This is a genomic window from Sphingomonas larreae, assembly GCF_051400595.1.
In the GTDB taxonomy this organism is placed as follows: Bacteria; Pseudomonadota; Alphaproteobacteria; order Sphingomonadales; family Sphingomonadaceae; genus Sphingomonas.
On record NZ_JBLFFI010000009.1, the window covers coordinates 49,127 to 66,224 of the forward strand.

Below are 17,098 nucleotides of genomic sequence, written 5' to 3' on the forward strand. Positions count from 1 at the left end.
CCGGGTGGAGAGCGGACCGGCCGCTTTGGAGCGCCGTGTCGGGAGAGCGACCCGTCGTTAATGCGACCAGTAAGGAACTACGGATCTCTGAACAGAGCGCGGCGGTCGTCGCGAACGATGTCGGGTGAAATTATGTCGAGGACCGCGCAAGCAGACGCAACCGGTTGGCCTGCTCGAGGTTAGCGCGGCGGGCGCAAAGCTCGCAAAAGCCTGAGGCATGACCCCCGCCGATCGAGGCTGGCTACATCGATGCGACGCCGCTCAAGCTTCGCAAGCTGGTCGACGTCGTCCTGATCGACCATCTCGGCAGCAAGAATGTTTTCGGCGTCGCGATCGGCATCGATGTCCGGGAGTGACAGTCCGGCGATGACTTCCCTTATGAGCATGCCATGAGCGCTCGGCAAGAACGTGTCCCCATCCAGGCCGAACTGCGCCGCCCACCGCCCCCACACTCTCCGCGACGCTTCGATCGACGTGAGAATGGTTCCGTCCAGGTCAAACAGGAAAGGGAAAGATGGGAACCGGAAAATATGTTTTCCATAACGCGGTCCGACCCATTGCGACCGCTCCAGCGTGCTCGATCGTCCCTCTGCGCGCAACGTGAAGATCGCGGCGGAGATACCCTCCGGCCCGGCACCCCGTGCGCTCTCGGCAGGCGCTTTCTGCCGTGCCCCTCGTACCCGCAGGGTACCCGCTACCGTGCATCTGCGCCCACAATCGCAGACATCTCAACCCGCTTCTATGTCACCTTCCGTTCCTGCTGTCGCGAAGCGGAGGCACAGTAGCCGTAACCTGAGAAACGCCACCAATCCTGTCTTACCTCTCCAAGCGAATGGGCTGGGACGTCAATGCAGTTTGCCCTAGGGTTGGAGATGAGCACAGAGCCGAAGTTCTGTCCGAACCGTGGAGCCATATAAATGCACGACCAAGTCCAGACCGTCGGCAAAGCCGGCAAGCGCTCCAACTCCACTGTTCTCCGTTTCGGCAAGAAGCTTCGTCCGGCACTGAATCGCCGCATCGAGCGCGCCTCGTTGATCCCGGTAACGCCGATCCTCGATCCGGCGGTGCTCCCGTGGATCGAGCAGTTGAGGGCAAACTGGCTGGCTATCCAGGCGGAATATGATGCGCTTGCCACCGAACGCGACGTCATTCCGCCGCTCGGCCAGATCGCAGCCTACCATCGACGGATTGCTCCCGACGACAAGTGGCGTAGTTTCTTCTTCGAAGCACATGGCTACGAAGTGGTCGCCAACAAAGCAAAATGCCCGAACACCGCCGCAATGTTAGACGACATACCCGATCTCGTGACCGCCTTTTTCTCGGTCATGGACGCCGGTACACATGTCCCTCGTCACAAAGGGTTTTCTAAGGCGCTGCTGAATATTCATCTCGGTCTCCGCGTTCCGGCGGGAGTCGAGGAGTGCCGCATCGAGGTTGAGAATCAGACACGCGGTTGGGCGAACGGCGAGATCCTGATGTTCGACGAAAGCTTTCCGCACGAAGTTTGGAACGACAGCGATAAGTCGCGGGCGATTCTGTTTATTCAAGTCCTCCGCCCGATGAAGGCCTCTGGCCGCCTGCTCGCACACGCCATCATTAAGTTCATGAACCTGACGAAATACGTGCAGCAAGCACGCCATTCCATTGGCGCGACGCCGAAGAGACATCGATTGTGATTACTCACGAGGCTGTGATGTCACTCATCCCTGCCTCAGAATCCGCTGGGCGGTTTGACCGGTTTTAATTAACGGCGAAGGTCGCGTTTAAGTTGGTAGGCATCATCTACGATTTGTTGCCAGCCAAACGGGAGAAGCTTGTCCGCAATCGTCCCGGCTGAGCCAGCCGGACAGCTGCGCGGAATGGCCATATGCGCGGACGCCGATATGAGTGAGCGGCCGGAGTTGGACGGCGGGAAGGGCGCCGGGGACGACCGCTTCTGGATCTCGTTTTTTGCCTTCGGACGGGGGTGGGTAGCGCGTCCTACGTGAGAAATGGCAGTCGAGTTTCCGCGTAGCTACGCCGAGTCGGCGCCAAACCGCTGGGCACGCGGCGCAGCCGGAGCCGCGCCCATTGCCGACGTGAGAAGTCGAGGCGGTCTACGACCCCCAATGTCGGCGCCTGCTGCGGATCCGCAATTGCAGAGCGGAAAGAGGACGCGGACGGGCGGGGCGCCACGCCTGCGAGCTGCTGCTCGGGCTACGTAGGGAAGGCGTTGCGTGACAGACTTGATGATTGAAGAAGCAGCTTTGCCGCGCCTCCTTAATTAGGATATCTGTCCCAAGATCACGCGTGTGCATAAAGCCCACAGGAATAAGGCCAAAGCCTAATCGGTCGGCGTACAGCGGCAGCGGGGGTGAGCTTGCTTTAAGTTCACCTCGCGCTGCCAATCCACCGAGCAAGCAGAAGTGGTGTCGTTCGCGGCGTCGGTGCTTCCGACCTCAGCCTGCCTGACGTTGCATTTCGGCCAGCTTAATCTGCGCCAGCATTGACAACTCGTCGTACACCGCCCACTCATCGATAACCTTGCCGTCACGAACGTGCAAGTGCGTCACGCCCATGACGAAGAGCGGATGTCCGGTCGGTGCGCCGAGCGGTCCGTAGCCGAGATGATGGCCGTCAAGCGTCCAGCGGATGGCGTACTTGGTGCCGCCCTCCTCGCTTTCGACCGAGCAGATGTGCTGCGGCACGAAGTAGCCGTCGGGAATGAGCGCGACGAGCCGCATGGTCTGTTGCAGCACGGCTGCAACACCGTAGTACTCGCGCATGAGCGGACCATGCCATTGGCAGTTCGGTGCGTAGAGTTCGTGAATGCGGCCGAACATTCTTTTGTTGTAGATGTGGTGCAGGTCGCGCAGCAGCTGTGCTTCGTCCTCGCTGTGCGCGATCGATACGTCTGCCTCCGTCTCCGGGGGATATTGACCGAGTAGGCGGCGGTTCTCTACCACCTCCATGATTGGTTCACCGGCCTCGAACTTACGTCGGGCGATGTCGGTCGCGTATGCTTGCGGATCGAGTCCGAGCTGGATAATCGGGCCCATGTTGTCGCGGACGATCCACTCCTTGTAGATCTTATTCTCGATGATCATGCAGTCGGCGACCGTCCTAGTCAGGAAGGTGCGTCCGGTCGGCTTGCCGTACATCCCGTACTGGCTGTGCCTACCCTGACCATGGGTCATGTGGCTGGTGTAGAATCCCTCGGTGTCATTGCCCCGCCAGATGACCTGCTGCGCCAGCCCGCGCCGATCGGGGAACTCCACCAGCCGCTGGATCGTGTCGCGGATATGCGTCTCACGATCATACATCGTGCCCATCGTCGTATAGGCGACGCAATTGTGCGTGTAGTGGGTGTAGATCAGGCCCACGTCACGCTCGTCCCAGATGCGGTGCGTGCAACGAACGATGTAGTCGACAATGTCGGTGTAGATGGGGTCGAAGCCGCGCATGCCCTGTGCACGAGCGCGATCCGTTGGCACCAGTTCCGTAAAGTCGCGTCGTTCCACCTGGAGCACGCGAGCCTCCGTCTGCTGCGCTTCAGGCGTGGCGGTTGGCGCTTCGGTCATCGGGTCCCTCCCAGTCGCTTCAGAAACGTATCGGATGCTTGATGCCAAATCGACGCGGGCAAGCCACACAGAAACGTGTTTGGCCACCACCTCAGGCGCCTCAAGCGGCGCGAAGTGACCCACGCCGTCGATCAGCACTAACTCTGCGTCGGCAAGACCGTCGGCCAGTTCGCGCTGCATGATTGGTGGGCAGAGTTCGTCCTCCGCGCCGGCCAGCACCAGGGCAGGCATCGAAAGCTTGGAGAGCCGCCCGCGCTTGTCGCTGCGCGTGCATGCCAGCTCCTCCTGTGCCGCAAACGTCCGGTCGGGCGTGCGCTTAGCCATTGCTGTTACTGCGTCCCGCAGATCGGCATCGCCGCTGCGGTGGGCGGCGACGTGCTTGGGCCAGGCTCGCGTGACCGCCGTGAGCGGCGACACGTCGGCAGGTCCCAGGCCTGCCGCCCGCGCCCGGGCGTTGCTGTCGATCAGCGCCAAGCCAGCTACGCGCTCAGGCGCTCGGAGCGCCAGCTCTAGCGCCACGAGGCCGCCAAGTGAAAATCCTAGGAGGGCGAAGCGCTTAGGCGCAGCGGCGAGGACGGCCTCGGCGGCAAGGGAGGCATCGCTCCAGCGGACAGGCGTAACCTGTGCCGGACGGGGCGCGAGGCGCGTCAGCAGGGGGGCGAACAGGGCCTCGTCGCATAGCGTGCCCGGCAGCAGCACCAGCGGTATCGTATCCGCAATATGCGATGTCACTTCTGACTGCGCGTTCACGATGCTCAAGCTGCCTTGCGCTGGGTAGAGCGTTGATCTACCTGTTCTGCATTCGGATGCAATAGCGTTCCGTGAGTGGAGATATGAAGTGGAATGGACTGAGCAGGCCATGAAGGCGCGGCTGGTGCGCTACGCCGATCTGGTGCCGTGCCGCACGGCCTTCATCGACACGCGCACGCCGGGCTCGACGGAGAAGGAGAATTTCACGATCATCGGGGCTGGTGTATCGGAGAGCGCGGACCAGCACGTCCACATTGTCGAGCCGCATGGTTTCAACATCGGGGCGGCGCGGCAGCCGTTCGGATGTGTCAACTCTCAGCACAGCCACGACACCGCCGAGGTTTTTGTCGTCCACTCCGGTCATTGGCGCCTGCCGTTCGGCCCCAATAAGGAGGACGGCCACATCGACATCGCTCCGGGCGACGTCGCGTCGGTGCCGATCCACATGTTCCGTGGCTTCGAAAAGCTGGACGAGGGGGTTGGCTTCCTCTTCACGGTACTGGGACAGGACGATCCCGGCAAGGTGACCTGGGCGCCCGCCGTCTTTGAGGCGGCGCAAGGCCATGGACTGAAGCTCGCTAAGGGCGGTCGTCTCATCGACACGTCAAAGGGAGATTACGAGCTCCAGGATGTTGAATTGCTTGAGGGTACCGACGAGGACCAGGCCGCGGAGCTTAAGACGCCGCCGCTGGACCGCTTGCTGGAGTGCGTCGTCTCGGCCGATGCCATGACAGGCAATCCGCGCTCGCTGCTCGCACGTGAGGGCGTTGAGGAGGCGCCTGTGATTACGCCTGTGGCGACGGGGGACGGCTTCATACCAGGACCGATCGCGGGCTGGTGGCCGCATGACTTCAATCTACGACGACTGACGATGAGTACGGGCGCCTATGTGCCGAGCCACGCGCGTCGTGAGGTCGAGGTGGTCTTCGTGCACAGCGGCACGCTGGAGGTTAGCTGGGCCGGCGGAGAGATCCTGATGGGGGCGGGCGACACTCTGAGCGTGCCGGTCGGTCTGCCGCACGCATTCCGCAACACCGCGTCCGTTGACATGGTCGCCTTTGTCGTGCGCGGTGGCGACGCACCGTCGATGCCCCTGTTCGAGGACCGCCCGCAGGATTGATCGTGAGCCACGGCTACCGGTGCAATCCGAGTGCCAGCGGTGCGCTCCGCGTGGCAGGCTGACGTCTTTGCGATCGTCGTCGGAATGCCGGGCGCCACCGCCGGCGGTGTGCCAGCGAGCCGCTTAGTTTAGCTAAGTCGCTGAAGCGGAGATTCTCGGATGCGATCGCATAGGCCGTAGCGGCTGTGGCAGGGGGCAGAGGTCGACGGTCGGTCTGCTTCGGCAAGCTCGCATTAGAATGAGGCGACGTCGATCGGGGAACGCGGCGCCATGTTGGCGTCACGTGGATCCGTTCACGCCGTTTCGCCGAGGAACCGGCACGCCTCTGTGCGTGCCGAAGGCATCACGAGATCCGCAATCATCGCCGTCGTTGAACTGTTCCGGCGATGAGCAGCTTTATCGCGATTGGGCGGTTTTTCGTCCGCCAAGCGAGGCGATGGCGGCATGTGTCGCCGCCATCGCGCATCATCAGCCTGCCAGCTGGTGCAGCTTGTCTACGCGCACCTGGGCCGCCTTCATGTGGCCGTCCAGTCCTTCGCTGGCACTCTGCCGCGAAGCTGGAGGACCGACGCGCAGTACAGCCTCGTCTTCGAGCCATTGGTGCGTGGCGATTTTGACGTAGGAGCCGACCCATAGGCCGCCGGTGTAGCGGCCGGCACCCATCGTTGGCAGCGTGTGGTTGGTGCCGACAGTCTTGTCGGAATAAACCACGCTGGCATTCTCCCCAATGAACAGCGAACCATAGTTGCGCAGCTTCCTCGCCAGGCCGTGCGCGTCGGCGGTGTGGATCTGGAGGTGCTCCGCGGCGACATGGTCCGAGTAGGCGATCATGGACGCCTCGTCGTCACACAGTACGATCTCGCCGTAGTTGGCCCAACTCTCACCTGCGATGTTGGCCGTCGCCAGCGTCTCCAGCTGCCGCGCCACCTCGCGGGCGGTCTCCTCCGCAACAGCGCGATCGGTGGTGATCAGCCCGACGCGCGTCCGCACGTCGTGCTCCGCCTGGGCGAGCAGGTCGGTGGCGATCAGGCGGGGATCGCCGCTCGCGTCGGCGAGCACAAAGATTTCCGAAGGACCGGCGAGCTGGTCGATGCCGACCGGTCCGAAGACCTGCCGCTTGGCCTCGTTCACAAAGGCGTTGCCAGGGCCGACGATCTTGTTCACCTGTGGAACGCTCGCGGTGCCGAACGCCATCGCGGCGATCGCCTGCGCTCCGCCGATGCGGAAGATGCGATCGGCTCCCGATAGGTGGCAACCTGCGATCATCGCCTGGTGTGCGTTGGGCGGCAGGCACGCGACGACCTCGTCGCAACCCGCCACCTTGCCGGGCACGATGGTCATGATGGGCGCGGAGAGCAGGGGGAAGCGCCCGCCCGGAACGTACGCGCCAACCCTTTCGATCGGTATCACCCGGTGGCCGAGGTGAAGGCCCGGTAGCGGCTCCACCTCCAAGGGCAGCATGGTCGCCAGTTGCGCCTCGGCGAATCGACGCACGTTGTCGATCGCGAACTCGGTGTCCTCACGCGTCTGGGTTTCCAGTGCAGCCACCGCGGCGAGCCGCTCCTCATGTGTGACCTCGAAGCTGTCGATGGCCGCGCGATCGAACTTGATCGAGTACTCGCGCACGGCCTCGTCACCGCGTGATCTCACGTCGGCGAGCACCGCCTCGACGATGCCGACGACGTCGCTCGTGTCGGCGATCGAGTCGCGCGCCGGTGCCTTGACATAACTGGTGCCGTGCTCGAACCCCTTCGGCGCATGATCGGCCATGTGCGTCGTCTCCCCTGCGAGCGTCGCGATGTGCGAGGCTGCTGGCGTGCGACGTTAATGAATTCGAATGCAGTTGTCACGGGGGCGCGGGTGGCCGGAAGCAAGAGCGCGGGCGAGGGGCCCGGGGCCGAAGAGGCGGAGGGGTTTGATCGTCCATCCCGTCGCGCGACGTCCTATGATGTTGCGAAGCGTGCGGGCGTGTCGCAATCGGCGGTGTCGCGCTGCTTCGCGCCGAACGGATCGATATCGGCGACGACGCGCGACCGCATCATGAAGGCCGCCACGGAGCTCGGCTATCGGCCAAACGCCCTCGCGCAAGGGCTGATTTCGCGACGAACGCATCTGGTTGCGGTCATTATGTCGAGCCTGACGATGTTGCACTATCCCGAGGTGCTGTCCGAACTGTCGCATCGTCTGACCGAGCGAGACCTCCGGATGCTGCTGTTCTCGCTTGAGGCGGAAAGTGATGTGGACGGCGTGCTGGAGCAGGTATTGCGGCACAGCGTCGACGGTGTCATCTGCGCAGCGCATCTCACCGACGACCAGATTGAGCGGTTCGCCGCGCAACGTGTGCCGCTGGTGCTCTACAATCGCCTTAGCGGTCGTGCCCCGGCGACCTCTGTTGCATGCGACTCGGTGGCGGGCCAGCGGGATCTAGTGGAGCGGCTCCTCGCGGCGGGACATCGAAGGTTCGCCGTCGTCGCCGGACCGGCCGACAGCTATGTCGGTGAGGAGCGCCGGCGCGCAGCGCTGGCCCGGCTCGGCGAGGCTGGCATCACCGATGTTCCTCAGAAGCGCGGTGACTTCGGCTATGCCAGCGGCGGCGAGGCCATGGATGCGTTGATGGCGGAGGCTGGCAGATTGGACGCGGTCGTGTGCGTCAACGATCTCATGGCGATCGGTGCGATCGACGTAGCCCGAGAACGGTTCGGGCTGCGCATACCAGAGGATCTGTCCGTTGTCGGCTTCGACGGCACTGACCCTGCGAGTTGGGGCAGCTACAGACTGTGCTCCATTCGTCAGCCTGTTCGTCGTATGACCCAGGCGGCCGTGGACATGTTGCTGGAACGGGTTGTGGACCCACGGATACCAACCGAACGACGCCTCTTTAGTGGCAGATTTATGGAAGGGCGATCGGCTCGTCTCGCCTGAGCCGTTAGATCGCATCCGGAACCGCGCGGGAGGCCCGATTCTCGCCGAATTCGAGATTTCCGGGAACCTTACGGATGTTTTTCGAGCACCTATCGATCGTACGTGGCGCTGCAAAGGATGGGCGAAAACGCCGCATTTCCGCTGATTTCTTAACCATCAGCTAACGAGTGCACGCGCCCATAAGTCGCCTTGTAATTCGAATGCAAAATTCCGTGGACATGATCTAACAAGCCCGATAGCCTCGCTGTAACAAACGAACATGAGGGGGCAGCATGTCGGTTACAGATCTCATTCTCCGTACTTCCGTGTTGGCGCTCGTCGCTGGCGCCCAGCCGGCGTTCGCACAGGCTGAGCAGACCAGCGCGTCCGGAGCGGTGGACACCGCGTCGCAGCCGCAGAGCAACGCAGAGGTTGCCGACACATCCGCGGGGGAGCAGGGCGGCGGCATCGGCGACATCGTTGTCACGGCGCAGCGGCGCGAGGAGAACCTGCAGACGGTGCCGCTGGCGATCACCGCGATTGCTGGTGACACCCTGAAGAACCGCGGCGTCGTCGACATGTCGCGGCTCAACGAGTTCGTGCCAGGCTTCAGTTTCGGCCAGACCGGTTCCGACGTCCGCCCCGCGATGCGTGGCGTCCGCACCGCCAACAACGGTGTCACCGGCGATCCGACCATTGGCTACTTCATCGACGGGATCTACCAATCTCGTACCAGCCAGGCGTCGCTCGGCTTCGCCGACGTGGCCACGCTGGAGGTGCAGCGTGGGCCGCAGGGAACGCTCTACGGCCGCAACACCTTCGGCGGCAACATCGTCGTGACCACCAATGCGCCGACGCATGAGCTCGACTACGGATCGACGCTGACGGTCGGCAACTACGACAAGGTGCGCTTCGAAGGGTACGTCAACGTACCGCTGTCGGAGAACGTGGCGGTACGACTCGTCGGCGTGACCGACTATGCCGACGGGTGGGTCAAGAACAGCTACGATCCGCAGGCGGATCTCTTCGACGAGAACAAGCAGTATGTCCGCGGCTCGGTAAAGTGGGACGTCGGCGATTTCAGCGCCACGTTGCGTGCCGACTACGCGAAGCAGGGTGGTAACGGCGCCTCGGCGTTCGGCTACAAGCAGATCGGATCGTACATCGATCCGGCCACATGTCAGATCCTCTTCAACTCACCCAACATCGTCTATCTGAACGAGCGCGCCGGCAACCGCGACGGAGTGCCCGACTGCAGGACCACCGCCGCCGGTCCGCTGGGGCCGGTCGGCACCGGCGTGGACCTTGGCATCCCGATCGACAACCCGGGTGACGAGTTCACCGTCTCGAACGACTACAAGCCGTTCCGTAACCTCTACCAGGCGTCGACCTCGCTGACCGCGTCCTACGACTTCGGCTCGGTGTCACTGAAGTCTATCACCGGCTATGTGCATTACCGCGGCAAGCGGACCACCGACTCCGACTTCTCGTCCTCGTCTATCGCGATCGATCTGGCGCGCACCCACACCGACACCTTCAGTCAGGAGGTGCAGCTGCTGTCGTCGAAGTCGCAGCGGTTCGAATATGTGCTCGGCGGCTATTTCCTCAACGACACCCTCGTGAACGGCTTCATCAACCAGCAGCTGCCGCGCGTGATCCGCTCGAGCGCGCTCGCGGCGCCGATCACCGGATCGCAGAACAACGGCACGTACCAGTACGAGCGCGTGAAGGTGTTTTCGCGCGCTGCCTACGGTCAGGCCACGTTCCATGTCACCGACGCTTGGTCGATCACCGGCGGTGTGCGCTACACGCACGAGAAGAAGGAGTATCTGAACGCCACCGCCTTCTGGTACCTGCCCGCGACGCTGCCGAACGGCGTCAATCCGCTGACGCAGGTGACGATCAACGACCCGACGCCGCCGCTCAGCATTTTTCCGGCGGAACCGTCGAACTGCGACGATGACGGCGTCACGGCGGCAACGATCCTCAACGCGACCGGCCAGCAGGTGGCGTCCACCTACTGCCCGCTGGAATTCAGCCAGGTCACGTGGAAGGCCGGCACCGAGTTGCAGGTGACCGACAGCAACCTGCTGTACGCCAGCGCCTCGACCGGTTTCCGCTCCGGTGGCTTTAACGCAGGCCTCGCGGCCGCGCAGAGCGCGCCGACGTTCGGCCCCGAGAAGGTTACCGCATTCGAGCTCGGCGCGAAGAACCGCTTCTTCGGCAACACCGTCCAGCTCAACCTCTCGGCGTTCTACAACAAGTACCGCGACCTGCAGGAGAGCCGGCAGATCATTGTCGGAGGCACGACGCTGCAGACGACCTTCAACGCCGCACGCGCGCGCTCCTACGGCATCGAAGCGGAGGCGATCTGGGAGCCGACCCCGGAGCTCACGATCGGCGCGAACCTTTCGCTGCTCAACGCCAAATATTCGAAGTTTGAGAACGTCCCGCTGCCATTCGGCGGATCGATCCTCGTCAACGATGCGGCAGCGACGGCGCCGACCATCGTCAACGGGGTGACGATCGCGGGTATCGGCCAACGTCGCGTTATCGCTCCGGGGTACGATTGCCAGCCGCTGACCGGAACCGGCGGGGCCGGGCAGCCCGCCCTCTCGTTCGTCTGCGACCTCTCCGGCAACAACATCCCGCATTCGCCGAGGTACTCGGGCTCGGCCTACGCCTCCTATCGGATCGATCTGGGTGGTGACTCGGCGCTGACGCCGTTCGTCGCCGCATCCTTCGCCGGACACCATGACGAGCAGTCGTTCAACGACCGGCTCGCGCGGGAGGAGCCGTGGTTGAAGCTTGACGCGACGCTGACCTATGAGGTCAACAAGCAGCTGTCGCTGATCGCCTTCGTCGACAATATCACCAACGAGAGCATCCAGACGCTCGTCTCATACGGAGGCACGCCGCTGCAGGCGAGCTACGAGCCGCCGCGCATGTACGGCCTGCGGCTCCGTTTCCAGCGGTGAGGAGACGAGGGTGACCGGCGCGATCGGAACGGCGACGACGCTCGCTCCCGCTATGGGCGGCGCAGACGGGGGCGCCGCCGTCGTGCCGGTGCCGGTCGCGCCGGAACCGGCCTTCGAACACGGGCTGCCTCGCCGTTTGGCGGCGTTCGCCTTCGTGCTGGTCGCCGAATTCTTCTACGGCTGGGCGTGGAACACGGTCGACGTGCTGCGGCCCTTCATCCGCGACAGCCTCGGCCTGTCGCTCACCCAGGCCGGATCGGCCTACTCGGCGCAAGGGGCCGGGGCACTGATCGGCGCCATCGCCTTCGGCCAGCTCGCCGACCGGCTCGGCCGGCGCAACATGCTGGTCGCGATCATGGTTGGCTATGGCGTCATGCTGATCGCCGGCGCCGCTGTGGGCAGCTATACCCAGCTGTTGGCGCAGCGCTTCGTGCTCGGGCTCTTTCTTGGCGGCAGCTTCCCGGTGATCGTGGGCATCTACGTCGCCCTGTTCGCACCGCGGGTGCGCGGTCGGCTGGCGAGTGCCGTCAACCTGACCTTTAGTAGCGCCATCGTCGTGCTCGGCCTCGCACTCGGTCACCTCGGCGATCGCGACTGGCGCGTGCTGTTGTGGCTCGGCGGCGTCCCGCCCGTCGCGCTCGCCGCTTTGGCGTGGTTGATCGTGCCGGCGAGCGGAGCAAGCGCTCGGGTGTCGCGCTTTCCGATCGGTGAGCTGTTCGCGCCGAGCGTGCGGCGACGCACGCTGCTCCTGGCGACGCTGACAGGACTCAACTTCTTCGCCTACCAGGCCTTCAGCGGGTGGCTGACGATCTACCTCAAGGAAGTCCGGCAGCTGCCGCCGGGGATCGTCGGCAACCTGGTCGCGGCGCAGTTCGCGGGCAACATGATCGGGGGCTTCGTCTGGGGCTGGGCCTGCGACCGGCTAGGACGGAGGTTCGGCGCGCTCGGCTTTGCGCTGACCGCCGCGGCGGTGGCGATCTACATTGCGAGTCCGTCGATCGTGCCGCTGCTGCTGGCGGTCGGCTTCCTCTATGGCTTCGGGGTTTCGTGCAGCATCGTCTGGGGGCCATGGTTGGCGGAATTGTACCCGCCGCATCTCAAATCCACCGCTGCTTCGATCTTTAACTGGGGCCGCTTGATCAGCTTTTTCTCGCCGCTTGCCACCGGCGCGCTGGCCAGCGCGGTCGGCCTCCAGGCGGCGATGCTCGCGTCGTGCGTCATCTTCGTGGTCGCGGCGCTGATCTGGCGGAGCTTGCCCGAGACGCTGGCGCGCGGGTGAGTGTCTCCGCTATCGCCTGACGGCATCACGCGCCGCCCCGCCCGCGCTGCAGGCTGATCCCCGGCGTCGCCGGAGGCATACGCCCTCTACGCGGCCCCGACCTGTGCCAGGGCTCTTGCCCCCGCGAGCAGGAAGCCGTGGTCGGAGCCGAGCAGGAAGAGCGTGGCGCCCTTCTCGGCCCACAGCGGGATGTCGGCCGCGCGCGACAGGAACATGCCGACCGGGCGTCCGCGCGCCCGTCCAGCGGCGCAGACCCGCTCGACCGCCGCGACGACGCGCGGATCGTCCTGATCGGTGGTGCCATAAGCCACCGTCAAATCGGCACGGCCGACAAAGAGCGCGTCGATGCCGTCCACCTCCGCTATGTCGTCGATCGCGTCGACGGCTTCGGGATCCTCGATCTGCGCGATGACCACCGTCCGTTGCGCGGAGGCGGCGATATGATCCGCCATCGATGTCGTTGTATAACCGGCGGCGCGGGACGACCCGGCATAGCCCCGTCCGCCGGCACCGTAATGCGCCATGCGGATCAGGGCTCGCGCCTCGTCGGCGGAGCGGACATGCGGAGCGACCACACCAGTGGCGCCACAATCCAATGCGCCGAGCACGTGTTCCGGCGTGGTGCTCGCCACGCGCACCAAAATGTCCTTGCCGCCCGCCCGTGCCGCCAGCACGCAAGCGTCGATCGCGGCGCGGTCAAAGGGGGCGTGCTCGGCGTCGAGGCACAGGCAGTCAAGAGACGACAGCGCCAGCACCTCCACGACGATGGGGGACGGAGTCTTCACGAAGGTGCCGACGATGCGCTCACCCGCGGCCAGGCGCTGTTTCAGCGTCATGCCGCGCGCTTCCACAGGCGCTCGCTGGCGCGCGCGGCGCCTTCGGCAAGCGTCGCCAGCTTGGCGTAGACAATGTCCGCATCCACGGCCCCGAAGCCGGCGAAGGTCGAGAAGCCGCAGTCGGTGCCCGCGATCACACGGTCGCGGCCGACCAAGCCGGCGAATTGCTCGATGCGCTGCGCGACCACCTCGGGATGCTCGACGAAGTTGGTGGTCGAGTCGATCACCCCGGGGATCAGCATGCGATCCTCGGGGACCAGCCCTGCAAGGTCACGGAAGGCCTGCCAGTCATGCTGATGGCGCGGGTTCGCAGTCTCGAACAGCAGACTTTGCGGCTTCGCCTTCATCAGGACCGGAAGGATTGTGCGCATCTCCACGTCGCGCGTGTGCGGCCCCTCGTAGTTGCCCCAGCAAACATGCATGCGGACCTTCTCCGCCGGCACGTTGCGGAGCGCATGGTTGAGCACCGCGACGTGCCGTTCTATCAGAGTGAGATAGTCCGCTTCGCTGCGGTCCTTGTACATCATGTGGCGGCCGAGGCCGAGATCCGGGCTGTCGAGCTGCAGCGTCAGTCCGGCGGCGACGATCGCCTCGTACTCCGGGCGCATGGCCTCGGCGAGTGCCTCGAGATAGTCGTCCTGCGAGGCATAGAATTCGTTGGGCTGGAACAGCGCGATTACGCCCGGCGATGCGGCGTTCATGAAGGCGCCGCCAGGCCGGTGCGTCGCCACGGCCCGGCTGAGGTTCGCGACGTCGGCGTGGAGCGGGGCCAGCGTCCGCGGCGCCACCGGGCCGACGCAGCAGGGGCGGCGATAGGTCGGCGTGCCCCCGCCTGCCGCCTGGCGCTGCAGAAAGGCGGGGAAATCCTCCAGGTCCGCTGGCGGTGTACGCGGCGAGTCGCCATCGAAGCCGGTGATCCGATCCTTGATGTAGGTGGCGTAGCTGATCTTCGACATCTCGCCGTCGGAGACGAGGTCAACGCCACTCTCGACCTGACGGGCGACGCAGGCGTCGACCGCCGCGCCGAGGACGTCGTCTAGTACGGAGGCGTCGACCGCTTCGCCGCGCTCCTGCGCGAAGATCAGGTCGGTCACGGCGCGGCTTCGCGGCAGCGAACCAACATGGGTGGTCAGGATGCGGTCGGCCATGGTGATCCTTTCAGACGTCAGTCCGCGGTCCAGCCGCCGTCGACAACGAGGCTCGTGCCCGTCACCAACGTCGCGGCGGGCGAAGCGAGGTAGACGACGGCGCCCATCAGGTCCTCGACCTTCCCGAGCCTTCCGAGCTTGATCCGCTTGAGAACGTCGTCGCGGAACGCGGCGTCGTCGAGGAAGGGGCGGGTCATCGGCGTCTCGATGAAGGTCGGCGCGATCGTGTTCGACCGGATCCGGTGCGGCGCCAGGTCGAGCGCCATCGCCTTCGACAAGCCCTCCAGCGCCCATTTCGACGCGCAGTACAGCGTCCGCCGTGGCCCACCGACATGCCCCATCTGCGATCCCATGTGAATGAGCGATCCGCCCCGCGCGGCGCCGATCATGCCGTCGGCGACCGACTGAGCCACGAAGAAGGCTGCCTTGAGGTTGAGGTCGAGCACGGCGTCGTAATCGTCCTCGCCGACCGCCACGAACGGTTTGGGCCTGTTGGTGCCGGCGTTGTTGACGAGGATCGCGAATGGCTCCTGCGCCGCTATCGTGGCGCGCGTGGTGGCCGTGTCGAGCACGTCCAGTACCAGCGCGCGCGCCCCGCCCCCGGCGGCGGTGATCGCCTCGGCTGCTTCCTGGATCTCCGTCACGGTGCGCGCCGCCAGAGTGACGTGCGCGCCTGCCTCCGCCAGCGCGGCGGCCGCGGCCAGCCCGATGCCGCGTCCTGCCCCGGTCACCAGCGCGCGCAGGCCGTCCAATCGAAAGCCTGGCGAACGTGGCAGATCGATCATTCGGCGGCGACCAGTGGCTCCGCTGCGCCGGCATAGGGCACGTTGCGACCCCCATACCGACGCACGCGGACGTTGGCCTGCTCGCCGTGCCCTGCAAAGCCCTCCAGCGCACAGAGCCGGCTGCAATACTCGCCGATCTCCGCAGAGGCTGCGTCGCTGGTCACCCGCTGATAGGTGCAGGTCTTGAGGAACTTGCCCACCCAGAGACCGCCCGTATAGCGCGCTGCCTTCCGCGTCGGCAGCGTGTGATTGGTGCCGATCACCTTGTCACCGAACGCCACATTCGTCCGCGGACCCAGGAACAAAGCGCCGTAGTTGGTCATCCTCTCGAGGAAATAGTCCGGGTCGCGAGTCATCACCTGGACGTGCTCCGAGGCGATCTCGTCGGCGATGCGCACCATCTCCGCGTCGTCCTCGGCCACGATCACCTCGCCGTAGCTCTCCCACGCCCGCCGGGCGTAATCGGCGGTCGGCAAAATCTCGAGCAGGCGCTCGATCTCCGCCATCGTCTCGCGCGCCAGCTTCTCGGACGTGGTGAGCAGGATTGCCGGGCTGTCCGGGCCGTGCTCTGCTTGCCCCAGCAGATCGGTGGCGCACAGTTCGGCGTCCGCGCCCTGCTCGTCTGCGATCACCAGCGTCTCGGTAGGGCCCGCGAACAGGTCGATGCCGACGCGGCCGAACAATTGCCGCTTAGCCTCGGCGACGAAGGCATTTCCAGGACCAACGAGGATGTCGACCGGGGCGATGGAGGGCGTTCCGATGCCCATCGCCGCGACAGCCTGGATGCCGCCGAGGCAGTAGATTTCGTCGGCGCCGGCCATGGCCTGCGCGGCGACGATCGCGGGAGCGGGCTTGCCATGGAATGGGGGCGCGCAGGTGACGACCCGCGGCACGCCTGCGACCTTCGCGGTGATGACGCTCATGTGCGCCGAGGCAAGCAGCGGGTACTTGCCGCCGGGCACGTAGCAGCCGGCAGCTTGGATCGGCACGTTGCGGTGACCAAGCACGACCCCGGGTAGCGTTTCCACCTCCACGTCGGATATCGACGCGCGCTGGATCTGTGCGAAGTTGCGCACCTGAGCCTGTGCGAACTCGATGTCCTTGATGTCCTGCGCTGACATCTGGTCGATGCACTCCTGGATCTCGCGGCCGGACAGGCGGTAATCGTCGCGGTCCCACTTGTCGAAGCGGATGGACAGCTCGCGGACCGCAGCGTCGCCGCGCTCCGCTACGTCGGCCAGGATCGTCTCTACGGTGTCCCGCACTTGTCGATCGTTGCTGGCGGTGACCTCCACGGTGCGTCCGCGCTTCAGCCAGTCCGCCATACGCAACCTCCAATGCATTCGAATGCACTCTGGTTAGATCGCTTGAGTGCTCCTGACAAGCGGGATTGTAACTGTCCTTGGGCGGGTAGGTGGAAAAGTGCTTAGGACGACGCACGCCCTCTGCAGCGCAGGACAGGTCTAGCGAGCCGCGATCGGCCAAGCTCGCGAAGGGCGTGTCGCAGCCCAACATCAGTGAACACGAGAATATTAGGCGATAAGGGTGCGCCTGCGACAGCTTTCCGCATTGGTTCGCTCGCTAACTGCCGATCTGCTAGGCTCCCCGATTGGACCGTCTCGAGCAGCCGATGGGCTCGCCGAGGCGGCCAGCCGCTCGCATGAACGAGTGGCAGATTTCGCGCAGCGGGAGTGGGCGCGTGCATCGCCGGGATCAGGTCCTCGCCAGGGGAGCGGCAGGG

General features: G+C 64.9%; 12 protein-coding genes. 5 read left to right on the plus strand and 7 right to left on the minus strand.

Translation table 11 applies throughout. The annotated features are described in order from the left end of the window. Positions 1-179: 179 nt before the first annotated feature. The gene (locus tag ACMGDM_RS19480; protein ID WP_436805792.1) at positions 180-599 is read right to left on the minus strand and encodes an HAD family hydrolase; all 420 of its coding nucleotides are present in this window, start codon (positions 597-599) and stop codon (positions 180-182) included. Positions 600-917: 318 nt separating this feature from the next. On the opposite strand from ACMGDM_RS19480, the gene ACMGDM_RS19485 reads away from it, so the two are divergent. After that, positions 918-1,676 carry an aspartyl/asparaginyl beta-hydroxylase domain-containing protein gene (locus ACMGDM_RS19485; RefSeq protein WP_436805793.1) on the plus strand — a complete coding sequence of 253 codons (759 nt, stop codon included), beginning with the start codon at positions 918-920 and terminating at the stop codon, positions 1,674-1,676. Positions 1,677-2,438: 762 nt separating this feature from the next. On the opposite strand, the gene ACMGDM_RS19490 is transcribed toward ACMGDM_RS19485, so the two are convergent. Then, positions 2,439-4,310, minus strand: coding sequence for an alpha/beta fold hydrolase (locus tag ACMGDM_RS19490; RefSeq protein WP_436805832.1), 1,872 nt, complete (start codon positions 4,308-4,310; stop codon positions 2,439-2,441). A 109-nt stretch (positions 4,311-4,419) separates the two neighbouring features. Between ACMGDM_RS19490 and ACMGDM_RS19495 the strand changes: the two genes are divergently transcribed. Beyond that, a complete protein-coding gene (locus tag ACMGDM_RS19495) occupies positions 4,420-5,430 on the plus strand; it encodes a cupin domain-containing protein (protein ID WP_436805794.1) in 1,011 nt (336 codons plus the stop codon). A gap of 468 nt (positions 5,431-5,898) precedes the next feature. Here the strand turns inward: ACMGDM_RS19495 and hisD (ACMGDM_RS19500) are convergent, their stop codons facing one another. Further along, positions 5,899-7,200 carry a histidinol dehydrogenase gene (gene hisD, locus ACMGDM_RS19500; RefSeq protein ID WP_436805795.1) on the minus strand — a complete coding sequence of 434 codons (1,302 nt, stop codon included), beginning with the start codon at positions 7,198-7,200 and terminating at the stop codon, positions 5,899-5,901. A 90-nt stretch (positions 7,201-7,290) separates the two neighbouring features. Here hisD (ACMGDM_RS19500) and ACMGDM_RS19505 point away from each other — a divergent pair, with 90 nt between their 5' ends. From ACMGDM_RS19505 to ACMGDM_RS19515, 3 genes are all read left to right on the plus strand, one after another. Continuing rightward, a complete protein-coding gene (locus ACMGDM_RS19505; protein WP_436805796.1) occupies positions 7,291-8,352 on the plus strand; it encodes a LacI family DNA-binding transcriptional regulator in 1,062 nt (353 codons plus the stop codon). A gap of 308 nt (positions 8,353-8,660) precedes the next feature. Beyond that, entirely contained in the window at positions 8,661-11,309 is a 2,649-nt protein-coding gene (locus ACMGDM_RS19510; RefSeq protein ID WP_436805797.1) for a TonB-dependent receptor, read from the plus strand. 10 nt (positions 11,310-11,319) lie between these two features. Continuing rightward, positions 11,320-12,588 (plus strand): MFS transporter, encoded by a 1,269-nt coding sequence (locus tag ACMGDM_RS19515; protein WP_436805798.1) that lies wholly within the window; start codon positions 11,320-11,322, stop codon positions 12,586-12,588. Positions 12,589-12,674: 86 nt separating this feature from the next. Here ACMGDM_RS19515 and ACMGDM_RS19520 read toward each other — a convergent pair whose 3' ends face one another. From ACMGDM_RS19520 to hisD (ACMGDM_RS19535), 4 genes are read right to left on the minus strand one after another with little or no spacing between them, the layout of a single operon-like run. After that, entirely contained in the window at positions 12,675-13,424 is a 750-nt protein-coding gene (locus ACMGDM_RS19520; protein WP_436805799.1) for an HpcH/HpaI aldolase family protein, read from the minus strand. Beyond that, positions 13,421-14,572, minus strand: coding sequence for a cobalamin-independent methionine synthase II family protein (locus ACMGDM_RS19525; RefSeq protein ID WP_436805800.1), 1,152 nt, complete (start codon positions 14,570-14,572; stop codon positions 13,421-13,423). The genes ACMGDM_RS19520 and ACMGDM_RS19525 overlap by 4 nt, the downstream gene beginning before the upstream one ends. 17 nt (positions 14,573-14,589) lie before the next feature. After that, on the minus strand, positions 14,590-15,324 hold the full coding sequence (locus ACMGDM_RS19530) for an SDR family NAD(P)-dependent oxidoreductase (protein WP_436805801.1): 735 nt from the start codon (positions 15,322-15,324) through the stop codon (positions 14,590-14,592). Positions 15,325-15,353: 29 nt separating this feature from the next. Continuing rightward, complete coding sequence (hisD, locus tag ACMGDM_RS19535; protein ID WP_436805802.1) at positions 15,354-16,682, minus strand: histidinol dehydrogenase; 1,329 nt, start codon at positions 16,680-16,682, stop codon at positions 15,354-15,356. Between the last annotated feature and the right edge of the window lie 416 nt (positions 16,683-17,098).